The organism is Stenotrophomonas pictorum JCM 9942 (assembly GCF_001431585.1).
GTDB classification, from domain to species: Bacteria; Pseudomonadota; Gammaproteobacteria; order Xanthomonadales; family Xanthomonadaceae; genus Stenotrophomonas; species Stenotrophomonas pictorum.
In genome coordinates this window covers 13,315-34,005 of record NZ_LLXS01000024.1, presented here as the reverse complement: position 1 = coordinate 34,005, position 20,691 = coordinate 13,315, and the positions used below count along the sequence as shown (strand labels likewise).

The 20,691-nt window shown below is 68.3% G+C and carries 17 protein-coding genes; 6 read left to right on the top strand and 11 right to left on the bottom strand.

The features are described from left to right. Positions 1-183: hypothetical protein (locus tag ARC78_RS16765; RefSeq protein ID WP_199398906.1), on the top strand; the 183-nt coding region annotated here is incomplete at its 5' end. Positions 184-213: 30 nt separating this feature from the next. Here ARC78_RS16765 and ARC78_RS09255 read toward each other — a convergent pair. The 3 genes from ARC78_RS09255 to ubiK form a co-directional block, all read right to left on the bottom strand. Then, positions 214-1,740 carry an esterase/lipase family protein gene (locus ARC78_RS09255; protein ID WP_057506161.1) on the bottom strand — a complete coding sequence of 509 codons (1,527 nt, stop codon included), beginning with the start codon at positions 1,738-1,740 and terminating at the stop codon, positions 214-216. Between the two features lie 79 nt (positions 1,741-1,819). Further along, positions 1,820-3,328 carry a YifB family Mg chelatase-like AAA ATPase gene (locus ARC78_RS09250; protein WP_057506157.1) on the bottom strand — a complete coding sequence of 503 codons (1,509 nt, stop codon included), beginning with the start codon at positions 3,326-3,328 and terminating at the stop codon, positions 1,820-1,822. A gap of 8 nt (positions 3,329-3,336) precedes the next feature. Further along, positions 3,337-3,591 (bottom strand): ubiquinone biosynthesis accessory factor UbiK, encoded by a 255-nt coding sequence (gene ubiK / locus ARC78_RS09245; RefSeq protein WP_054659344.1) that lies wholly within the window; start codon positions 3,589-3,591, stop codon positions 3,337-3,339. A 177-nt stretch (positions 3,592-3,768) separates the two neighbouring features. Between ubiK and ARC78_RS09240 the strand changes: the two genes are divergently transcribed. After that, on the top strand, positions 3,769-4,107 hold the full coding sequence (locus ARC78_RS09240) for a P-II family nitrogen regulator (RefSeq protein WP_054659346.1): 339 nt from the start codon (positions 3,769-3,771) through the stop codon (positions 4,105-4,107). A gap of 17 nt (positions 4,108-4,124) precedes the next feature. Here the strand turns inward: ARC78_RS09240 and ARC78_RS09235 are convergent, their stop codons facing one another. Together ARC78_RS09235 and speE are read right to left on the bottom strand one after the other, a co-directional pair. Next, complete coding sequence (locus ARC78_RS09235; protein WP_054659348.1) at positions 4,125-4,784, bottom strand: RIO1 family regulatory kinase/ATPase domain-containing protein; 660 nt, start codon at positions 4,782-4,784, stop codon at positions 4,125-4,127. Between the two features lie 262 nt (positions 4,785-5,046). Next, on the bottom strand, positions 5,047-5,904 hold the full coding sequence (gene speE, locus ARC78_RS09230) for a polyamine aminopropyltransferase (protein ID WP_054659350.1): 858 nt from the start codon (positions 5,902-5,904) through the stop codon (positions 5,047-5,049). A 217-nt stretch (positions 5,905-6,121) separates the two neighbouring features. Between speE and speA the strand changes: the two genes are divergently transcribed. Then, positions 6,122-8,026: an arginine decarboxylase gene (gene speA / locus ARC78_RS09225; protein WP_054659352.1), complete on the top strand. Its 1,905-nt coding sequence runs from the start codon at positions 6,122-6,124 to the stop codon at positions 8,024-8,026. Positions 8,027-8,463: 437 nt separating this feature from the next. Here speA and ARC78_RS09220 read toward each other — a convergent pair whose 3' ends face one another. The 4 genes from ARC78_RS09220 to radC form a co-directional block, all read right to left on the bottom strand. Next, a complete protein-coding gene (locus tag ARC78_RS09220) occupies positions 8,464-9,219 on the bottom strand; it encodes an SDR family NAD(P)-dependent oxidoreductase (RefSeq protein ID WP_057506156.1) in 756 nt (251 codons plus the stop codon). A gap of 463 nt (positions 9,220-9,682) precedes the next feature. Further along, positions 9,683-10,555, bottom strand: coding sequence for an SPOR domain-containing protein (locus ARC78_RS09215; protein ID WP_057506155.1), 873 nt, complete (start codon positions 10,553-10,555; stop codon positions 9,683-9,685). Positions 10,556-10,575: 20 nt separating this feature from the next. Beyond that, on the bottom strand, positions 10,576-12,264 hold the full coding sequence (gene argS, locus ARC78_RS09210) for an arginine--tRNA ligase (protein WP_057506154.1): 1,689 nt from the start codon (positions 12,262-12,264) through the stop codon (positions 10,576-10,578). Positions 12,265-12,377: 113 nt separating this feature from the next. Next, positions 12,378-13,052 (bottom strand): RadC family protein, encoded by a 675-nt coding sequence (gene radC, locus ARC78_RS09205; RefSeq protein ID WP_054660085.1) that lies wholly within the window; start codon positions 13,050-13,052, stop codon positions 12,378-12,380. A 95-nt stretch (positions 13,053-13,147) separates the two neighbouring features. On the opposite strand from radC, the gene coaBC reads away from it, so the two are divergent. Genes coaBC through ARC78_RS09190 form a run of 3 tightly spaced genes read left to right on the top strand, consistent with a single transcriptional unit; the run spans position 13,148 to position 17,249 of the window. Beyond that, positions 13,148-14,401 carry a bifunctional phosphopantothenoylcysteine decarboxylase/phosphopantothenate--cysteine ligase CoaBC gene (gene coaBC, locus ARC78_RS09200; protein WP_096144940.1) on the top strand — a complete coding sequence of 418 codons (1,254 nt, stop codon included), beginning with the start codon at positions 13,148-13,150 and terminating at the stop codon, positions 14,399-14,401. After that, positions 14,398-14,871: a dUTP diphosphatase gene (dut, locus tag ARC78_RS09195; protein ID WP_054660926.1), complete on the top strand. Its 474-nt coding sequence runs from the start codon at positions 14,398-14,400 to the stop codon at positions 14,869-14,871. Before coaBC ends, dut begins: the two co-directional genes overlap by 4 nt. A 17-nt stretch (positions 14,872-14,888) precedes the next feature. Continuing rightward, entirely contained in the window at positions 14,889-17,249 is a 2,361-nt protein-coding gene (locus ARC78_RS09190) for a phosphomannomutase/phosphoglucomutase (RefSeq protein WP_057506153.1), read from the top strand. 54 nt (positions 17,250-17,303) lie between these two features. Here ARC78_RS09190 and ARC78_RS09185 read toward each other — a convergent pair whose 3' ends face one another. Together ARC78_RS09185 and ARC78_RS09180 are read right to left on the bottom strand one after the other, a co-directional pair. Next, complete coding sequence (locus ARC78_RS09185; protein WP_054660159.1) at positions 17,304-18,011, bottom strand: response regulator transcription factor; 708 nt, start codon at positions 18,009-18,011, stop codon at positions 17,304-17,306. Continuing rightward, entirely contained in the window at positions 18,004-20,664 is a 2,661-nt protein-coding gene (locus ARC78_RS09180; protein WP_057506152.1) for a sensor histidine kinase, read from the bottom strand. The genes ARC78_RS09185 and ARC78_RS09180 overlap by 8 nt, the downstream gene beginning before the upstream one ends. Positions 20,665-20,691: the final 27 nt, after the last annotated feature.

Genomic DNA, 20,691 nt, shown 5'->3' with positions numbered 1-20,691 from the left:
TATGCGGTCATGGCTGCCGGCATGGTCGGCTACCAGCAGCGCCGGCAGCGGCAATCAAGCATGTTGATGTTTGTGCTGATCACACTGGCGGTGGCGCTGGTGATCGATCTGGACAATCCCGCCGCCGGCTGGATCAGCGTGCCGCAGACGCCGATGCTGGATCTGCAGCAAAGCCTGGACTGAACGCCGCGCGGCCATGCCCGGCGCCGTCGCTCACTGCCATGCCGCCAGCGAGATTTTCAGTTCGGCGGCAAAGCCCTTGTCCGAGCGCACCGGGATGGCGAACACCTCGGCGCCGTGCTGGCGGATACCGATGATGCGGGTACCGTCCGCCACCGGGGTGGCCGCCGTCTTGCTCCCGCCGGCCCAGTGCTCATCGCTCCACACGTAGCGCAGCTGCCAGTGGCCATCGCTGCCGGGTTTGGCGAACAGTACCAGGGTGTTGCGGAACAGGTATTCGGCGGGGATGTGGTGCTTGAGCAACAGGGCCCCGTCGATCTGGTAGCCGGCGTTGCACACGGCCAGGTCCACCGAAAAGGCGATCTCGCTGCCGGCCAGGATCTTGCCGCTGTCCAGGAACACCGAGAACAGCACCGGCGCGCGGGCATCGTCGCGCAGGCTGCCGTCGGCATTGAACAACTCTTCATAGCCGCGCCGGATCGCGCACTGGTTGGCCTGGGTGCGCGCGGTCAGCTCGTAGGTGTAGGCGCCGCGCGGGGCGACCGTGGCCTCGATGTAGTACGCCGACTCCACGTTCTTGCCGCGTTTGCGCGCGGCCTCCACTTCCGGCGGAAACGCCAGCGCGGTGATTTCCAGTTGCGCGGTGGCGCAGGTGTCGCCGAACAGGAAGCGCACCATGTTCTGGTAGCCCTCCTCGGAGTTGACGATGCCGAAGTAGCCGCTGTGGCTGCGGTTGACGAACGCCCGCGGCGCGCCTTCCACATAGGCGTTGGCGATGCGTACCAGGCCATCGCTCAGCGAGCCGACCGCGAACGAGGACAGGCCGTGCGCGGCGGCGTAGTCGCGGCTGTTGGTGCCGATCAGGCAGAACAGCCGCTCCGGCGGGAAGCCCGAGTCGCCCAGCGTGTTGACCCTGTCCTTGGGCACCTTCAGGTACTTGCCCATGGTGCTGCGGTTGAAGTTGTCCATGTCGTTGAGCGACAGCAGCTGCGGCACATTGATGCCGGCCACGTCGATGCCGTTGTGCGGGGTGGCGTAGGTGAACACCTTGTCCACCAGAGCGCGGACTTCGGCGCTGGCCACTTCCGGGTTCTGCAGCAGGCAGCGGCAGATCAGCCCGCCCATCGAATGGGCCACCAGGTAGACGCGGAAGTCCTGGCGCGCTTGGGCATTGCTGCCGCAGACGCTGTCGCGCAGTTCGAGGATGCGTCTGCCCAGGCTGCGCGCGGCATCGGCGATGGACGGCGCCTTGCCATCACCGAAGGCCGGGTCGGCCGGGTCGTAGTAGCGGTGGATGACGATGCAGCGCGGCGAGAGGCGGTCGCGGCGTTCGGCACCGGACTCGTAGACGTCGCGGTAGTCGTAGTCCTTCATCAGCCGCACCAGCGGCGACTCGAACACGAACTTCACGATGGAGCCGTCCTGGGCCTGGCGCATCTTGGTCGAGCCGGCCTCGAAGCCCATGAACGGCGTGGAGGTGGTCTCGACGATCTCGCCGCGGGTCATCGCATAGCCGCGCACGTAGATGATCGGAAAGAACGGGCGGTGCAGGCGTTCCATGGCGTGGCTCCCCGGGGCGGTTGCGGCGATCTTCGCGGGGCTGGCCATGGCTTGCGTGAACAGGCAGGCCGCGCGGGGCTCAGGCGGTCGCCGGAACCCGGTCGAGCTGGCGGTAACCGATCGCCTCGGACAGGTGCGGACGCTGGATGTCGTGCGCTCCGGCCAGGTCGGCGATGCTGCGCGCTACGCGCAGGATACGGTGCATCGAGCGCGCCGACAGCTGCAGACGATCCATGGCCTGTTCCAGCAGCGACTGGTCGGCCGATGCGAGTGCGCAGTCGCGCAGGGTTTCGGCCTGATCCAGATGGGCGTTGAGTTTGCCGGCGCGTTGCAGCTGCCGCGCACGGGCCTGTTCCACGCGTGCGCGCACCCGGGCGCTGGACTCACCGGCGGCGGCATCGCCGCGCAGTTCGCTGGCCGGCAGCCGTGCCATCTGCAGGTGCAGGTCGATCCGGTCCAGCAGCGGGCCGGAAATGCGCGCGCGGTAGCGGCGGATGCTCTCCCCCGAACAACGGCAGCGGCCGCTGCTGTCGCCGGCCCAGCCGCACGGGCAGGGATTCATCGCCGCGATCAGCTGGAAGCGGGCCGGGAATTCGACGCTGCGGGCGGCGCGGGCAACGCTGACGCAGCCGGACTCCAGCGGTTCGCGCAGCACTTCCAGTGCATGCCGGTTCCATTCCGGCAATTCGTCCAGGAACAGCACGCCATTGTGGGCCAGGGAAATCTCGCCGGGACGCGGATGCGAACCGCCGCCGACCAGCGAGACCGCGCTGGCGGTGTGATGGGGGGATCTGTACGGGCGCTGGCGCCAGCGGGTGGGGTCCACGCCACGGCCACTGACCGAGGTGATGGTCGCCGTTTCCAGCGCTTCGGCTTCGCTGGCCGCCGGAAGAATACCGGGAAGGCGCGAGGCCAGCAGGGTCTTGCCACAGCCGGGGGAACCCAGCAACAGCAGGTGATGCGACCCGGCGGCGGCGATCTCCAGCGCCCGCCGTGCATGCAGTTGACCGCGCACATCGGCCAGATCCGGCAACGCCGCGGCCGATGCGGCCGGTGCCACCGCATCGGGCAGCTCCTTGGTCCCCGACAGCGCCGCGCAGACTTCCAGCAGGGTGCGCGCGACTTTGACCGGTGCGGCCTGCGCCAGCGCGGCCTCGGCGGCATTGCCGGGCGGAACGATCAAGGTGCGGTGTTCTCGGGCGCAGGCGATGGCGGCCGGTAGCGCGCCGTCGACCGCGCGCAGCTCCCCGGTCAGCGCCAGTTCGCCGATGAACTCGTACTGCGCCAAGGCGTCGCGGTCGATCTGGCCGCTGGCGGCCAGGATGCCCAGGGCGATCGGCAGATCGAAGCGGCCGCCCTCCTTGGGCAGGTCGGCCGGGGCCAGGTTGATGGTGATACGGCGTGCGGGAAATTCGAACTGCGCGCACAGCAGGGCCGCGCGGACGCGGTCACGCGATTCGCGCACCGCCGCCTCGGGCAGGCCGACGATCTGGGTGGACGGCAGTCCCCCGGACAGGTGGACTTCCACCCGGACCGGGGGCGCAAGCACCCCCGCGCGGGCACGGCTGTGCACCAGCGCCAGGCTCATGGCCCGGATCAGGGGTTGGGGGCGGAGCGGTTTTCCAGTGCCGCGACCGCCTGTTCCAGCGCGTCGAGCTTTTCACGGGTACGCAGCAGCACCGCGCGCTGCACTTCGAATTCCTCGCGGGTGACCAGGTCCAGCTTGGACAGGCCGGCCTGCAGGGCGCTCTTGAAGGTGGCCTGCAGTTCCTCGCGCGATTCGCGCAGGCCCGGCGGGACCAGGTCGCTCAGCCGGCGGGCGAGCTCGTCAATGTGGTTCAGGTCGATCATGGCAGGTCTCCGCAGGAAGGGCTCGAGCCTAGGACGGTTCCAGCCGGTGCGGCCATCAGATTCGGTTGCGACGGGCTGTAAGGATAATCCGGAATGTCGAGACCGGCACGCCGGCCGCTCATGCGCGGGCGCGGCAGGCTATCCTTCGCAGGCACACCAAGAGAGGGGATCGAGTCGATGAAAATGATCATGGCCATCGTCAAGCCGTTCAAGCTCGATGACGTGCGCGAGGCGCTGTCCGAACGCGGCGTGGCCGGTATCACCGTGACCGAGGTCAAGGGCTTCGGCCGGCAGAAGGGCCACACCGAGCTCTACCGCGGCGCCGAGTATGTGGTCGATTTCCTGCCCAAGGTGAAGATCGAGGTGGCCGTCACCGATGCCCAGGCCGATGAGGTGGTGGAAGCCATCGTCAAGGCCGCCGGCACCGGCAAGATCGGCGACGGCAAGGTGTTCGTGTACGACCTGGGCAGCGTGGTGCGCATCCGCACCGGCGAGCTCGACGGCGACGCGCTGTAAGCGATGCCGGTCAGGCCTCAGGCCTGGCCTTTGAGGTGCCGGTACAGGCGCTTCCAGGTGCCGCGCAGGGCCTGCACCCAGCCGGGTTCGGCCAGCAGCGCGGCCTGTTCGGCGCTGGGGCGCTGGCCGGTCAGGCGCTGGCGCATCTTCACCAGGTTCTTCATGTCGCTGCGCCGCAGCTGGCGCGAGATCGGGCCGTTGCGCAGCCAGCGCGGCGAACGCCAGGCCGAGGTGAAGTCCAGCAGCACCGGTACCCCGGCACTGACCACCACATTGGTGCCATGCAGATCGTTGTGGGTGATGCCGGCCGCATGCAGGCGGCTGAGCGCCAGCTGCAGCTGGTCGAACACCTCGTGGCTGGCGCCCTGCACGCGGCTGAGCGTTTCACCGGGCACGAACTCCATGCCCAGCGCCAGTCCGCCGACGGTGCCCAGCAGCGCCGGTGCGTGTTTCCAGCCTTTCAGGCGGCGCAGCACGCGGGCTTCGCGGCGCACCAGCAGGCGTGCGACCGGCGACAGCGGCGTACCGCGGTAGCGGCGGTAGTCCTTGACCACGGCCGGACGGCCGCCCAGCTCGGTGCGGTAGACATCCGGCTCGAGCAGGCGTTCGCCGCGTTTGAGCAGTTGGGCGGTGGAAACAGCAGGCCGGTGGCCGTCGTAAGCAGGCAGTGTGTTCATGAAAACCTTCCTGACGCGGCGGGGGCGCAGAAAGCGTCTTGCAATGCCGGTCTTGCGTGCCCGGAGCGGGCGGGGCGCAATTATAGAACTGGGCAGTCCATGAACTCTGAATGTAAAAAAAATGTAGGAACTTTGTTACGGAAAGGAGTGTTGCGCCGGGCAGGTTGCCTGCCGTGGGCGGGTATGCCCCGGCGTCACATCATGAAAAACCCCGCGCTGGCAGGCAGCGCGGGGTCGGGTCCACGAATCGGGGCGGTGCGGCTTACTCGCCCAGCGCCTTGGCCACGAACGGCGGGCTGACCAGCACGCCGGTGTGCAGCGGGGCGGTGTAGTACAGGGTGTCGAACGGCTTGGCCGCCGCATCAGCCTGACGGAAGCCGAAACCGAAGCCGGCCTGCTTGCTGGCCACGGTCACCGACCACCAGCCGGTCGGGTAGCACGGCTGCGGGAACGGCAGGGTCTTGAACGACTGGAAGCCGGCCTTGCCCATTTCCGAACGCATGTCACGGATCAGGTCCAGCAGCGCCAGCGGCGACTCGCTCTGCTGCACCAGCAGGCCGTCATCCTTCAGGGCGCGGAAGCAGCTTTCGAAGAAGGCCTTGTTGAACAGGCCCTCGGCCGGGCCGACCGGGTCGGTGGAATCCACGATCACCACGTCCACGCTGCCCGGGGCGCAGTTGGCCATATAGGCCACGCCGTCGTCGAACAGCAGCTCGGCGCGCGCGTCACCGTTGGACTCGCACAGTTCAGGGAAATACTTCTCGGCCATGCGCGTGACCTGCTCGTCGATATCGCACTGGGTGGCGCTCTCCACGCCCGGGTGCTTGAGCACCTCGCGCAGGGTGCCGCAGTCGCCGCCGCCGATGATCACCACGCGCTTGGGGTTCGGGTGGGTGAACAGCACCGGGTGGCTGATCATCTCGTGGTAGAAGAAGTTGTCCTTGCTGGTCAGCATCATGGCGCCGTCGATGACCATCAACTTGCCCCAGTCGGTGCTGTTGTAGATCTCGATCTTCTGGAACGGCGACTGCACCTCTTCGAGTTTCTCGGTGATGCGGAAACCGATGGCCGAGCCGGTCGGCTGGAAGTGTTCGATGAACCAGTTGTCGTTGCTGCTCATGGGCGTGGAGGATCCTCTGCTCAGATGGGAAGCCGGGCTGGCGGCCGTGGCCGCGTGGCAAGTGCCACATCCGGAAAAGGCGCCCCCCGGGGGACGCGGGCGCGGATTGTAACGGACCGGTGGCCGGCTAGCGTTAGAATGCGCGTCCGCGCCGCAACGGGGTTCCCGCCACGGCAATGAAGAACGCGTCGCCACGCGCCAGAAATAGCGAACAGCCATGACTTCCAGCAGTACTTGGTCCCTGGACCAGGCCCGCAAGACCTATTCGATTCCGCACTGGTCCGATGGGTATTTCGACGTCGATGCCGCCGGTCACGTCGTGGTCCGCCCCGCCGGCAGCAAAGGCGTGACCGTTTCCCTGCCGCAGATCGTCGATTCGGCCCGTGCCGCCGGCGCCAAACTGCCGCTGCTGGTGCGTTTCCCGGACATCCTGGGGCAGCGCCTGGGTAAGCTGCAGGCGGCCTTCGCCCAGGCTCAGGCCGACTGGGACTACCCGGGCGGCTACACCGCGGTCTACCCGATCAAGGTGAACCAGCACCGTGGCGTGGCCGGCACCCTGGCCAGCCACCACGGCGAGGGCTTCGGCCTGGAAGCCGGCTCCAAGCCGGAGCTGATGGCGGTGCTGGCGCTGAGCCGGCCGGGCGGGCTGATCGTCTGCAACGGCTACAAGGATCGCGAGTACATCCGCCTGGCCCTGATCGGCCGCAAGCTCGGCCTGCAGACCTACATCGTCATCGAAAAGCCCTCCGAGCTGAAGCTGGTGCTGGAGGAATCCAGGGCGCTGGACGTGAAGCCGGGCCTGGGCGTGCGCATGCGTCTGGCCTCGCTGGGCGCCGGCAAGTGGCAGAACAGCGGTGGCGACAAGGCCAAGTTCGGCCTGTCCCCGCGCCAGCTGCTGGACCTGTGGAAGGCGCTGCGTGACACCGAGTACGCCGATTGCCTGAACCTGCTGCATTTCCACATGGGCAGCCAGATCTCCAACGTGCGCGACATCGCCAACGGCATGCGCGAGGCGACCCGCTACTTCGTCGAGCTCTCGCGGCTGGGTGCGAAGATCAGCCACGTCGACGTCGGCGGTGGCCTGGGCATCGATTACGAAGGCACCCGCTCGCGCAGCTTCTGCTCGATCAACTACGGGCTGGAGTCCTACGCAAGCAATATCGTGCAGCCGCTGGCCGAGGCCTGCGAGGCGCACGGGCTGACCCCGCCGCGCATCGTCACCGAGTGCGGCCGCGCGATGACCGCCCACCACGCGGTGCTGATCGCCAACGTGTCCGAAGTGGAGCAGGCCGCCGAAGGGCGTATCCCCGAGGCGCATGACGACGAGCCGGCCGCAATCCGCCACCTGCGCGAGATCCATGACGAGCTGGACCAGCGTCCGGCAGTGGAGCTGTTCCAGGAGGCGCAGCACTTCCACGCCGAAGGGCTGGCGGCCTACGCGCTGGGCCAGATCGACCTCACCGCAAGGGCGCGCATCGACGATCTGTTCTACGCCATCGCCCACGGCGTGCGTGCGCGCCTGAGCTATGACGAGAAGAGCCACCGCCCGGCGCTGGACGAATTGAACGAGCGCCTGGTCGACAAGTATTTCGTCAACTTCAGCGTGTTCGAGTCGATTCCCGATGCGTGGGCGATCGACCAGGTGTTCCCGATCATGCCGATCGAGCGGCTGGACGAGCGTCCGGCGCGGCGCGGCATCATCGCCGACATGACCTGCGACTCGGATGGCATGGTCAAGACCTATGTCGAGAACGAAAGCCTGGACAGCTCGCTGCCGCTGCACGCAGTGCGCAATGGCGAGAGCTACCGGATCGGCTTCTTCCTGGTCGGCGCGTATCAGGAAATCCTCGGTGACATCCACAACCTGTTCGGCGACACCGACGCGGTGGAAGTGGTGGCCGACGCCGACGGTTATGTGATCACCCAGCAGCGTCGCGGCGACACCACCGACGTGATGCTGGACTACGTCGGCTACAGGCTCGACGACCTGCGCGCCGCCTACAAGGCGCGCGTGGCCGCAGCCAACCTGCCGGCCGAACGCGCCGCCGAACTGGACGCGGCGCTGGAAGCGGGCCTGACCGGTTACACCTACCTGTCGGACGAACCGCTGACGCACCTGTGAGTGGCTTGCGCTGATCTCTGACCGGGGTTGGCGCAGCGCGGTGGGGTCCAGCTGCTACGCAGGTAGCGGGCCCGCTGTTCACCATGTAGCCGCGCTGGTCCAGCAGGCCGGCCCGCTGGGGAGGGTCCGGTCGCTATCTTCGGCCCGTTTGGGGTGTGCGGCGAGGCTGATGGCCCCGCCACACCGGCCGCCATCGCGGCTGGGGCTGGCGGCATGCGGCAGGTGCCAAGGTCGGCCCCGGCCGACCCCCGGCTGTTCGTGGCAGGCAGCATTCGACAGGCATTGATGACTTCTTCCCTGCGCACCGCCGACGGCAGCCACGGCGGCATTCGCGCAAGCCCGCCGAGCGTACGTGCAATCCATCCACAGGCAAAGTCTGTGGTGGGTGGTTTCCCCTCGCTGCCGAAGGGCCACCGGTAGCGGCCTGCGGAGTGCCTTCAGGAAGGATCGCGGGCGACCTGGAAACCGGCGAACGACTGGCTGGTGGGCATGATCTCCAGCCGGTTGATGTTCAGATGGGCCGGCAGCGTGGCCACGTAGAAGATCGATTCGGCGATATCCTCGGCGGTCATCGGGTGGGCGCCGCTGTAGAGCTTGTCCGAGGCGTTCTGGTCGCCGTGGGTGCGCACCAGGGTGAACTCGGTTTCGGCCATGCCCGGTTCGATCGTGGTCACGCGCACACCGGTGCCGTGCAGGTCCGAGCGCAGGCCCAGCGAGAACTGGCTGACGAAGGCCTTGGTGCCGCCATAGGCGTTGCCGCCCGGATACGGATACACGCCGGCCACCGAGCTGATGTTGATGATCGCGCCGCGGCGGGCGATCAGCTGCGGCAGCAGGCGGTGGGTGAGGGTGACCAGCGCGGTGATGTTGGTGTCGATCATCGTGCGCCAGTCTTCCAGCGCCGCCCCCTGCGCCGGCGCGGTGCCCTGGGCCAGGCCGGCGTTGTTGACCAGCAGGTCGATGTCACGGAAGCCTGCCGGCAGCGCGGCCAGCGCCGCGTCCATCGCGGCGTGGTCGCGGATGTCGAAGGCGGCGGCGTGCACCACGTCCGCACCGAATTCGGCCACCAGTGGCTGCAGGCGCTCGCCGCGACGGCCGGTGGCGATCACCTTCCAGCCGGCGGCAGCGAAACGGCGGATGGCGGCGGCACCAAAGCCGGAAGTGGCGCCGGTGATCAGGGCGGTTTTGGACATTGCGGAATCCTTGGGGCAGGGAGCGGGGATTTTCGCACTATGGGTGCAGTGGCGGGAGGGATGAGCGGGTGCAGGGTTAAAAGCCAAAGCCAAAGCCAAAGCCAAAGCCAAAGCCAAAGCCAAAGCCAAAGCCAAAGCCAAAGCCAAAGCCTCCCCTGAGCGACGCCAAAGGGAGGGGGGCTCTTTGCGGGGAAATCAACGTTGCAAGAAAACGCGTTTGAGCAGGTTAGGCAAGCAAAACCCCCGGCTGCGCTTACCCCGGCTACAAAGGCACAGACAAAAAGCCCCGATATCAACCGATATCGGGGCGTGAATGCTCCAGATGCTTCACCAGCGAACCAATAGTCGCAACAGCCCCCTTTAGTTAAGGGGGCGCGCCGACAGGCGCGGGGATATGGAGAAAACGGGCGCGGGGCCCATAGTTTGCCAAGCAAACTATGGAGTAACACCGCCTCCAGCGGTGTTACTGCGCCTTGATCGCCATCGCCTGCAGGCCGCTGCCGTTGAGCTTGGCCTTGGCTTCGGCCAGTTCGCTGGCGGTGCCGTATGGGCCCATGCGTACGCGGTAGACGGTGTTGCCGTTGATCTGCGCCGATTCCACGCGCGCCGCCAGGCCCATCATTGCCAGCTTGGCCTTGGTGGCTTCCGCATCGCCGGATGCCCCGAAGGCGCCGGCCTGCAGGATGTAGCGCACGTTCTCCGCCGGGGCCGTTGTGGCCGCCGTCGGTGCGGGCGCAGCCGCGGCCGGTTTGGGCGCCGGTTGAGCGCTGGCGACCTGTGCCGGGGAGCTCGCTGCAGGACGGGCCGGGGTGCTTTCGGCCACCGGTCCGGGCTGACGCGGGGTTTCGGCGACCGGCGCCGGCAACGGTGCCGGCAACGGTGCCGGAACCGGACGGCCTTCCAGCGCCGCCTGCGCGCGCTGGGCTTCGGTCGCCGGTGCAGCGGCCGCCGCGGCGCGGGCGGCGGCTTCGCGGCGCTGTTCCTCGGCCTTGGCACTGGCCGCCAGTTCAGCATCGGACATCTGCACTTCCGTGCCTGGCAGCAACGTGTAGAAGTCGTACTGGGTGGCCGGCTTGTCCTCGGCCTTGGCCGCTGGCGTCGGCCGGGCCGGCGTCACGCCGGCGTCCAGATCCGCATCGGCCACGGGGGCCGGCTGCGCATCGGGGTTGGGTTGCGGGCCGACCCGCAGGAAGCCGTCGCCGTCCTTCTTGAACAGGTCCGGCGCCGCCAGGAACACCACGGCGGCGATCGCCGCACCGGCAACCAGCCACACCCAGCCGGGCGTGCCGTTGTTGCTGTTGCGTCGCGCCTGACTCTTGCCGCGTCGTGCTGCCATGTCTACTGCGTCTCCTTGACTTACATCTTTTCCGGGGCGCTGACGCCCAGGATGCCCAGGCCGTTGGCCAGCGTCTGCCGCACCGCGCAGGCCAGTGTCAGCTTGGCGTTGCGCTCGGCAGCCTCATCCACCAGCACCGGCGTGCCGTGATACCACGTGTGGAAAGCGTGCGCCAATTCACGCAGGTACTGTGCGACCTGGTGCGGTTCCAGCGCGATGCCGGCGCTTTCCACCACTTCCGGATAACGCGAGATCTCGTTCATCAGCTCCAGCGACAGCGCGTCGCCCAGCACCGCCAGCGCGGCCAGATTGTCGGCCTGGGTGTACTCCAGGCCCTTCTCCTGCGCCTGGCGCAGCAGCGAGCAGACCCGGGCATGGGCGTACTGCACGTAGAACACCGGGTTGTCGCTGCTCTGCTGGCGGGCCAGGTCGATGTCGAAGGTCAGCTGCGAATCGGGCTTGCGCGCGATCAGGAACCAGCGCACCGCATCGGCGCCGACTTCCTCGATCAGGTCGCGCAGGGTCAGGTAGCTGCCGGCACGCTTGGACAGCTTCACTTCCTCGCCGCCGCGCATCACCGTGACCATCTGGTGCAGCACGTATTCCGGCCAGCCCTGGGGAATGCCCACGTCCAGCGCCTGCAGGCCGGCGCGCACGCGCGCCAGTGAACCGTGGTGGTCGGCGCCCAGCTCGGTGATCGCGCGCTCGTAGCCGCGCTGCCACTTGCTCAGGTGGTAGGCCACGTCCGGCAGGAAATAGGTGTAGGTGCCGTCGGACTTGCGCATCACGCGGTCCTTGTCGTCACCGAAATCGGTGCTGCGCAGCCACAGCGCGCCGCCTTCCTCGTAGGTGTGGCCGGAGGCGTTGAGCTGGGCCACGGTCTCTTCGACCTTGCCGTCCTTGTACAGCGAGCTTTCCAGGAAGTAGATGTCGAAATCCACGCCGAATGCGGCCAGATCCTGGTTCTGCTCGTTGCGCAGGTAGGCCACGGCAAAGCGGCGGATGGCCTCGATGTCCTCGGCATCCTTGGCGCCGACCACCTGGCTGCCTTCCAGTTCCACGGTCTGGCCGGTCAGGTAGGCGGTGGCCACATCGCCGATGTACTCGCCGTTGTAGGCCTCGCTGGGCCACTGCGCGTCGCCCGGCTTGAAACCGCGCGCACGGGCCTGCACCGACTTGGCCAGATTCTCGATCTGCACACCGGCGTCGTTGTAGTAGAACTCGCGCTTGGCGTTCCAGCCGTTGGCTTCCAGCACGCGGGCGATGCAGTCGCCGATCGCGCCGGCGCGGCCGTGGCCGACGTGCAGCGGGCCGGTCGGGTTGGCCGAGACGTATTCAACGCCCACGGTGCGGCCGTTGCCGGTCAGGTTGCGACCGTAGTCCTGGCCCTCTTTGAGTACGCTGACCACTTCGCGCTGGTAGGCCACCGGCGCGAACTTGAAGTTGATGAAGCCCGGGCCGGCGATCTCGACACTGGCGATGTCGTCGCTGGCTGGCAGTGCCGCCACCAGTGCCTGGGCGATGGCGCGCGGATTGCTGCGCGCGGCCTTGGCCAGCAGCATCGCGGCATTGGTGGCGAAGTCGCCGTGTTCGCGGGTCTTGGGTCGTTCGACCACGAAATCCGGCGGCAGGGTGTCGGCAGGCAGGGTGCCGTTGGCGCGCAAGGCTTCGATGCCTTGGCCGATGAGGGCGCGGAGTTGGGCTTTCACGTGACTATCTGCTTGAAGCGCGGAACTGCCCATTTTACCTGAGCCATGGCCCGGCCGCCTTGCCGGGGCGCGTGCCTGGCGGTCAGGAATGTCAAAGACCCCGCGGTTTTGGTTCAGATCCAGCCGCGTGCGGCCAGCGAGACCGGGGCGCCATCACCGATCACGAAGTGGTCCAGCAGGCGGATATCGACCAGCGCCAGCGCCTGTTGCAGGCGGGTGGTGATGGCCCGGTCGGCGGCGGAGGGCTCCGGATTTCCCGACGGGTGGTTGTGCCCGATCATCACCGCCGCCGCATTGTGGGCCAGGGCGCGACGCACCACTTCGCGCGGATGCACCTCGGCGCCGTCGATGGTGCCGGCGAACAGCTCCTCGAAGGCCAGCGCCCGGTGCCGGGTATCCAGAAACAGCGCGGCGAACACCTCATGCGGCCGCGCGCGCAGGCGCTGGGCGAAATAGCGACCGGCAGAGGTGGGATCGCTCAGGGCGATACCGCGTTCCAGCTCGGCGGCCAGATGGCGTTGGCCCAGTTCCAGCGCGGCGCTGAGCTTGCAGGCGCGGGCCGGCCCCAGGCCCGGCAGCTGCGCCAGTTCATCGGCGTTGCGGTCCAGCAGTTGCCGCAGCGGACCATGGGCCAGCAGCAGATCGCGTGCGGTCTGCACCGCGTCGCGGCCGCGCAGGCCCGAACCGAGGAAAATCGCCAGCAGCTCGGCATCGGAGAGGATGCCCGCGCCCCGGGCCAGCAGCTTCTCGCGGGGACGCTCGGCAGTGGGCCAGTCGCGGATATGCATGCCCACAGACTGGGCGCCAGTGGCCAGAAACGGGATCAGGCGATGCCGACCCTTCGGGTAAGCTAAACGTTCTTGTGCAGGTAGGAATTTTCCTCGTGACCGGCTTTCCCCAGAGTCCACAGACGCCATCGCGATCGCTGGAAGGACAGAAACTGTTGTTGTGCGTGGGCGGCGGCATTGCCGCCTACAAGGCGCTGGAGCTGGTGCGCCGGCTGCGCGATGCCGGCGCGCAGGTGCAGGTGGCGATGACCGCAGGGGCGCAGCAGTTCGTCACGCCGCTGAGCTTCCAGGCCTTGTCGGGCCAGCCGACCCGCACCACGCTGTGGGACAGCGCCGCCGAACAGGCGATGGGACATATCGAACTGGCGCGCTGGGCCGACCGCATTGTCGTGGCCCCGGCCACGGCCGATCTGCTGGCGCGGCTGGCCCATGGCAACGCCGATGACCTGGTAACCACCCTGTGCCTGGCCACCACCGCGCCGCTGACCGTGTGCCCGGCGATGAACCATCGCATGTGGTTGCACCCGGCCACGCAGGCCAATATCGCGCTGCTGCGCGAGCGCGGGGCACAGGTGATCGGGCCTGAGGACGGTCCGCTGGCCGAGGGCGAATCCGGCCCCGGCCGCCTGAGCGAGCCGTTGGCGATTGTCGCGGCGTTGGCAGGTCATGCGGGTCCGGCCGCGGCTACTGTGCCGGGCCGGCTGCACGGCCTGCGGGTGCTGATCAGTGCCGGCCCGACCTATGAGGATCTGGATCCGGTGCGTTATGTCGGCAACCGCTCCAGCGGCAAGATGGGCTATGCGCTGGCCGCCGCCGCCGCCGCCCGGGGCGCGCAGGTGACCCTGGTCAGCGGGCCGGTGCAGTTGCCGACGCCGGCCGGGGTCACCCGGATCGACGTGCGCTCGGCCGCGCAGATGCGCGAGGCGGTGCTGGGCGCGCTGCCGGCGGACATCTATATCGGCGCGGCCGCAGTGGCCGATTACACCCCGCGCCAGGTCTCGTCGCAGAAGCTGAAGAAGACCGCCGACAGCCAGACCCTGACGCTGGAGCTGGTGCGCACCCCGGACATCCTGGCCGAAGTGGCCGCGCAGACCCAGGCGCTGAAGCTGGTGGTCGGCTTTGCCGCCGAGACCCACGAGGTGGAGAAATATGCGCGCGGCAAACTGGTGGCCAAGCATCTGGACCTGATCATCGCCAACCAGGTCGGCATCGCCGGCAACGGCTTTGAGAGCGACCAGAACGCGGCGGTGGCCTACTGGGATGGCGGCCAGCGCGAGTTCCCGGGCACCGCCAAGACCCGGCTGGCCGAACAGCTGCTGGACCTGATCGCCGAGAGGTTGGATGCATGAATGAGGCAAGTGCGCTGCAGCCGTTGCAGGTGAAATTGCTGGATCCCCGCTTCGGCGATGCCTGGCCGCTGCCGGGCTACGCCACCGAAGCCAGCGCCGGCATGGACCTGCGCGCGGCGATCGAAGCGCCGATGACGCTGCCGCCGGGCGATGCGGCGCTGCTGCCCAGCGGTATCGCCATCCATATCGCCGACCCCAACCTGTGTGCGGTGGTGCTGCCACGCTCCGGGCTGGGCCATCGCCATGGCATCGTGCTGGGCAACGGCACCGGCCTGATCGATGCCGACTACCAGGGGCCGCTGCTGATCAGCGTCTGGAACCGGGGCCGTGACGCCTTCACCATCGAACCCGGCGACCGCATCGCGCAGCTGGTGGTGATGCCCATCGCCCGCGTCACGTTGCAGGTAGTGGATACTTTCATCGACAGTGCACGTGGAACGGGTGGGTTTGGCCACACCGGGGTGCGCTGACAGGGGGGAAACGCACGATGAGCCAAGGTAAGGAAAGCCAACGCCCGCGCGTGGCGCTGGGCCGTTCAACGCCGCTGCTGGCGGTGCTGCTGTTGCTGCTGGCGGGCTGGTTCGGCTGGAGCGCGTTCAACCAGTGGCTGCAGGCCGATACCGGCACTGCGCTGGAACAGGCGCGCGATCGCGCCGTGAGCGACGTGCAGCAGGCGGTCAGCGCGCAGCTGGTGCAGTTCGGCAAGCAGCTGGAGCGGGCGCCGGTACAGGCCGCGCTGGCCACCGGTGATGCCACCGCCACCGCGCTGGCGGTGCGGGAGCAGTGGACCGGTGTGGAGGACGCGCAGGTGCTCGACGCCACGCTGTCCAGCGCCTATGCCGATCCGGCCACCTTCGGCTATTCGCGCCTGGCGCTGCTGGAGCTGGCGCTGGCCGAGGGCAAGCCGGTCGCGCGGGTGGTACGCGATGCCAATGGCCCGCGTCTGGGCCTGGCCGCGCCGGTGCAGCTGCACGGGCAGCCGGCGGTGGTCTACATCCGCCAGCCGCTGACCCGCCTGACCTCGGTATTCGATCCGATCCAGTCGCCGGACCGGGCGTTTCTGGGCCTGCGCCAGGGCGGCTTCACCATCCTGCAGAAGGGCAATACCGGCCTGGGCGGCAGTGCCGATGCGCTGGCCCGTCCGGTCGGCGACACCGGCCTGCGCGTGGTGGCCGAATTGCCGGATGTCGACGCAGGCCCGCTGGGTCTGGGGGCGATTCCCTGCGCGGTGGTGGCGTTGCTGCTGCTGGTGACGGCGCTGCTGTTGCTGTTCGGGCGCAAGCGACTGGCCGGCCTGCCGGCGCTGCGCAGGAAGGGCGAGATCGAAGAAGACAGCGGCATCACCCTGCATGAAGCCCTGCAGCAGGACCCGCTGCCGCCCGCGCCCGGCGCCGCGCGGGCCGGTGGCGAGGCGACGGTACAGGCCGAACCCGGTGCCGAGGCGGTGCCGCCGGGCATTTTCCGCGCCTACGATATCCGCGGCGTGCTGGGCAGCGAACTCAATGCCACGGTCGCCACACTGATCGGCCAGGCCATCGGCAGTGCGATGCAGGCGCAGGGCCTGCGTGATGTGGTGGTCGGCCGCGATGGCCGGCTGTCCGGGCCGGAACTGGCCGACAGCCTGATCCAGGGCCTGCGCCTTGCCGGCTGCGATGTCATCGACATCGGCCTGGCGCCGACGCCGGTGGTGTATTTCGCCAGCTACCACCTGCGCGCCGGCAGCTGCGTGGCGGTGACCGGCAGCCACAATCCGCCGGATTACAACGGTTTCAAGATCGTGATCGGTGGTGAAACGCTGTCCGGTGCCGCCATCACCGACCTGTACACGCGTATCCAGGAAGGCCGTCTGCAACGTGCCGATACGCTTGGCGGGCTGCAGCAGCGCGAGGTGATCGACGAGTACATCCTGCGCATCGCCGACGACGTGCAGCTGGACCGTCCGCTCAAGGTGGTGGCCGATGCCGGCAACGGGGTGGCCGGGGCGGTGGCGCCGCAGCTGCTGGAAGCCATCGGTGCCGATGTCATTCCGCTGTACTGCGATGTCGATGGCAGCTTCCCCAACCACCACCCGGATCCGAGCGAACCGGACAATCTGGAAGACCTGATCCAGACGGTGAAGCGCTTCGACGCCGATATCGGCGTGGCCTTCGATGGCGATGGCGACCGCCTGGGCGTGGTGACCAGGGATGGCAAGGTGATCTACGCCGACCGTCTGCTGATGCTGTTCGCCGCCGATGTGCTGATGCGCAATCCCGGCGCGATGGTGATCTACGACGTGAAGTGCACCGGCAAGCTGTCGGACTACATCCTGCGCCATGGCGGCAGCCCGATGATGTGGAAGACCGGGCACTCGCTGGTCAAGGCCAAGATGCGTGAGACCGATGCCGAGCTGGCCGGCGAGATGAGCGGCCACTTCTTCTTCAAGGAGCGCTGGTACGGCTTTGACGACGGCCTGTACGCGATGGCGCGATTGCTGGAAATCCTCGCCCAGCGTGAAGAGGACCCGGCCGAGGTGTTGAATGCGCTGCCCGATGCGGTCTCCACGCCGGAGCTGAAAGTGGCGGTGGAGGCGGGCACCCAGCACGCGCAGGTGGCATTGATCGCCGCCGCGGTGCAGGCCCAGGCGCAGGTCGAAGGCTCGCCCTTCGCCGGTGCGCGCCTGGCCACCATCGACGGCCTGCGGGTGGATTTCAACGACGGCTGGGGCCTGGTGCGCGCCTCCAACACCACGCCGGTGCTGGTGCTGCGCTTTGAGGCCAACGACGAGGCTGGACTGAAACGCATCCAGGAGCTGTTCCGCGAGCAGTTGCTGCAGGTGTTGCCGGCGGGCACCGACCTGCCGTTCTGAGCGCCGTCCCCGGCTGAAAACCGGGGCCGTCCGCGGACAACGCGGGCGGCCTTGTCAGTTGCCGGCAAAGCGCAGGCCGACACCGGGCTCGGTGAACACATAGCGCGACTGCAGGGCCGAGTCGCCCAGTTTGTGCCGCAGCCGTCCCACCAGGATGCGCAGGTAATGGGTGTCATGCCGATGCGTCGGCCCCCAGATCTCCTGCAGGATCTGCGGTTGCGTCACCACCCGTCCGTAGTTGCGCAGCAGCAGGGCGAGCAGGGCGTACTCCTTGCGGGTCAGGGCGATCCCATCACCGTCCACACGCACCGCGCGCCGGGCCAGGTCGATATGCAGGTGGCCATCGTCGAACACCGGCACCTGGCCTTCGCTGTCGGTGCTGCGGCTGCGCAGCAGCGCCCGCACCCGTGCCATCAGCTCCCGGGTGCCGAACGGTTTGGTCACGTAGTCATTGGCGCCGTTGTCCAGGGCGCGCACTTTCTCGGCTTCGCCGGCCCGCACGCTGAGCATGATCACCGGCACCAGGCTCCATTGCCGCAGCTCGGCCAGCACCTCGTGGCCTTCCATGTCGGGCAGGCCGATATCCAGCACCACCAGGTCGGCGCCGTCCTCGGCCAGCTGTCGCAGGCCATCGGCAGCGGTGGCGGCCTGGGCCACCGCATAGCCCTGCGTACGCAGGGAAATGTCGAGGAAGCGGCGGATCTGCACTTCATCGTCGATCACCAGCACCCGCGCTGGTGGAATGGCCGGGGCGCTATTCATCTTCGTGCGGGCCGGAGGGTGCCGGCTGGAGCTGGGGTAGAGTCATGCGGATCAGCGTACCGCGTCCACCCGGACCGGCCAGTGCCTCCACGCGGCCGCCGTGGGCGCCGATCATGCCCTGGCAGATGGTCAGGCCCAGGCCGGTGCCCTGGCGGCCACGGTCACCCCGCTCCACGCTGTAGAACATGTCGAAGATGCGCGAGCGCTCGGCATCGGGGATGCCCGGGCCTTCGTCGATCACCTCGATGCACAGTTCGCCATCGCGCTGGCGGGCACGCACTTCCACCGGAACGCCCGGCGGCGAGAACCTGGCCGCGTTCTCCATCACGTTGAACACCGCCTGTTCGACCAGCGCCGGGTGCACCCAGATCGGCGCCAGCGCGGCCGGAATGTCCAGCTGCAGGCGCACCTCGGGTTGATAGCGCTGCAGGCGCCGCGCGGCCGAGCCGATCAGTTCGTCCACGCCGATCCAGTCGCGGTTGAGCTTGAGCCCGTCGTGGCCGAGCCGGGTCATGTCGAGCAGGTTCTGGATGTAGCGGTCCAGCCGTTCGCCCTCGACCACGATGGTGTCGAGCAGGGTGCGGCGGTCGCCGGCATCCATCGCATCGGCGTAGTTGGACAGGCTGTCGGCCGAGCCGATCATCGCCGCCAACGGCGAGCGCAGGTCATGCGACACCGAGGACAGCAGGGCCGAGCGCAGGCGTTCGGTTTCGTTGTGCAGATGCGCTGTTTCCAGGTCGGCGACCAGCCGCGTGCGCAGGGCGGCCTGGGCGATGTCGTCGGCCATCGCCTGCACCAGCTGGCGTTGCTCGGGGGCAAGCCGTGAGTGCTGATGATCAAAGCGCAGGCCGGCCACGCCTATCGCCCGCGCCTCGCCGTCGAGCAAGGGCAGGAACCACCAGCCGGCGCCGGCCAACGTGTCGGTGAAGCGGCCGGCGGGCTGGCCATGACGCAGTGCCCAGTCGGCCGCTGCCAGATCGGTGTCGCCGGGCGCGGCACTGCCGCTGGTACTGGTGTCGGCACCCAGCCGTACCCAGGCCGGTGCATCCAATGCCTGTTCCAGTGCTACCCGGCCGGCGTGCGCGACCTGGGCATTGTCGGTGGCACCGACCAGTTGCCGCCCCAGCGTCTGCCGCACATTGGCATGGCGGTTGGCCGCACGCAGCGCCACCACCTGCATGCGCAGGCGCGATGCCAAGCGGCCGGCAACCAGTGCGGCGGCGAGGAACAGGAAGACGGTGATCACGCCTTGCCGCGCGCTGATCGCAAAGGTGAAGCGTGGTGCGATGAAGAAGAAGTTGTAGGCGAGGAAGCACAGCGTCGCCGCCAGCACCGCCGCGCTCATGCGGGTGCGCGCGGCCACCAGCACCACCGCGACGATGAACACCATCGCCAGATCACTCAGGCCTATCCAGTGTTCGCCCAGCCATGCGGCGAAGCAGGCGCCGGCGGTGGCCAGCACCGCCGTCATGGCATCCTTGCCCCAGCTGTCCGGGGTAAGCGACAGCCCGAAGCGACGCGCATTGGCGCGTGCCTGCGGTGTGCTGATGATGGTGATCTCGTAGTGCGCGCCGCGCTGGATCAGCTGCTGGGTCAGGGTCTGGTTGAGCATCCGTGCGAAAGGGCGTTCGCGGGTACGACCCAGCACCAGTGAGGACACCGCGTTGTGCGCGGCGTAATCCAGCAGCGCATCGGCGATGCCCGGCCCATGCAGCAGCTCGGCGTCGCCACCGAGCCGGCGGGCGAGCGCAAAGGCGGCGTCGATCTCGCGGCGGGTGGCCTCATCGGGGCGCCGGTGCTGCACGGTCACCACCGTCCACGGTGCGTCGCGGCGTTCGGCGATGCGCCGCGCCACCCGCACCAGGTACTCGCTCTGGCCGCTGCCATCGATGGCGACCACCACCCGCCGCCGCAGCGGCAGATTGCCTTCGCCGCGTGCGGCGCGGGTCTCGCGCAGGCTGCTGTCGACGCGGTCGGCCGCTTCCTGCATCGCCAGTTCGCGCAGCGCGGTGAGGTTGGCCGGTGAGAAGAAGGCCTGCAGCGCCTGCGCCGCCTGTTCGGGAACGTAGACCTTGCCCTGCTGCAGGCGTTCGATCAGCTCGCGTGGTGGCAGGTCGACCAGCACGATGTCATGCAGACGATCGAACACCACGTCGGGCACGGTCTCGCCCACGCGCACGCCGGTGATGCGCATCACCACATCGTTGAGGCTTTCCAGATGCTGGATGTTGATCGTGGTCCACACGTCGATGCCGGCATCGAGCAGCTCCATCACATCCTGCCAGCGACGTTCGTGACGACTACCGGGAGCGTTGCGATGGGCCAGCTCGTCGACCAGCACCAGTGCCGGCTTGCGCGCCAGCACCGCGTCCAGATCCAGCTCCTGCAGCTGATGGCCGTGGTAGTCCAGCGTACGCAGGGCGATGCGCGGCAGACCGTCGAGCAGGGCGGCGGTATCGCTGCGGCCATGGGTTTCCACCACGGCCGCCACCACGTCCACGCCGCGCCGCAGCTGTTCCTGGGCGCGGGTGAGCATGCGGAAGGTCTTGCCCACGCCCGGCGCGGCGCCGAGGAAGACGGTGAGCTTGCCACCGGCGTCACGTTGCAGGGCCTCGGCCAGGGCATCGGCCTGGCGGCTGCGGGAGTCGTTCATGGCCGCGATTGTGCGCTGTTGCAGGCG

Coding starts and splice junctions, on each gene's coding strand:
- speE (WP_054659350.1), bottom strand. CDS start 5,904: ATGAGCAGCAACGACAACTGGTTCATCGAACACTTCCAGCCGACCGGC.
- ARC78_RS09250 (WP_057506157.1), bottom strand. CDS start 3,328: ATGAGCCTGGCGCTGGTGCACAGCCGTGCCCGCGCGGGGGTGCTTGCG.
- ARC78_RS09185 (WP_054660159.1), bottom strand. CDS start 18,011: ATGAATAGCGCCCCGGCCATTCCACCAGCGCGGGTGCTGGTGATCGAC.
- ARC78_RS09255 (WP_057506161.1), bottom strand. CDS start 1,740: ATGGAACGCCTGCACCGCCCGTTCTTTCCGATCATCTACGTGCGCGGC.
- speA (WP_054659352.1), top strand. CDS start 6,122: ATGACTTCCAGCAGTACTTGGTCCCTGGACCAGGCCCGCAAGACCTAT.
- radC (WP_054660085.1), bottom strand. CDS start 13,052: ATGCATATCCGCGACTGGCCCACTGCCGAGCGTCCCCGCGAGAAGCTG.
- dut (WP_054660926.1), top strand. CDS start 14,398: ATGAATGAGGCAAGTGCGCTGCAGCCGTTGCAGGTGAAATTGCTGGAT.
- ARC78_RS09180 (WP_057506152.1), bottom strand. CDS start 20,664: ATGAACGACTCCCGCAGCCGCCAGGCCGATGCCCTGGCCGAGGCCCTG.
- ARC78_RS09190 (WP_057506153.1), top strand. CDS start 14,889: ATGAGCCAAGGTAAGGAAAGCCAACGCCCGCGCGTGGCGCTGGGCCGT.
- ARC78_RS09235 (WP_054659348.1), bottom strand. CDS start 4,784: ATGAACACACTGCCTGCTTACGACGGCCACCGGCCTGCTGTTTCCACC.
- ubiK (WP_054659344.1), bottom strand. CDS start 3,591: ATGATCGACCTGAACCACATTGACGAGCTCGCCCGCCGGCTGAGCGAC.
- ARC78_RS09220 (WP_057506156.1), bottom strand. CDS start 9,219: ATGTCCAAAACCGCCCTGATCACCGGCGCCACTTCCGGCTTTGGTGCC.
- ARC78_RS09240 (WP_054659346.1), top strand. CDS start 3,769: ATGAAAATGATCATGGCCATCGTCAAGCCGTTCAAGCTCGATGACGTG.
- ARC78_RS09215 (WP_057506155.1), bottom strand. CDS start 10,555: ATGGCAGCACGACGCGGCAAGAGTCAGGCGCGACGCAACAGCAACAAC.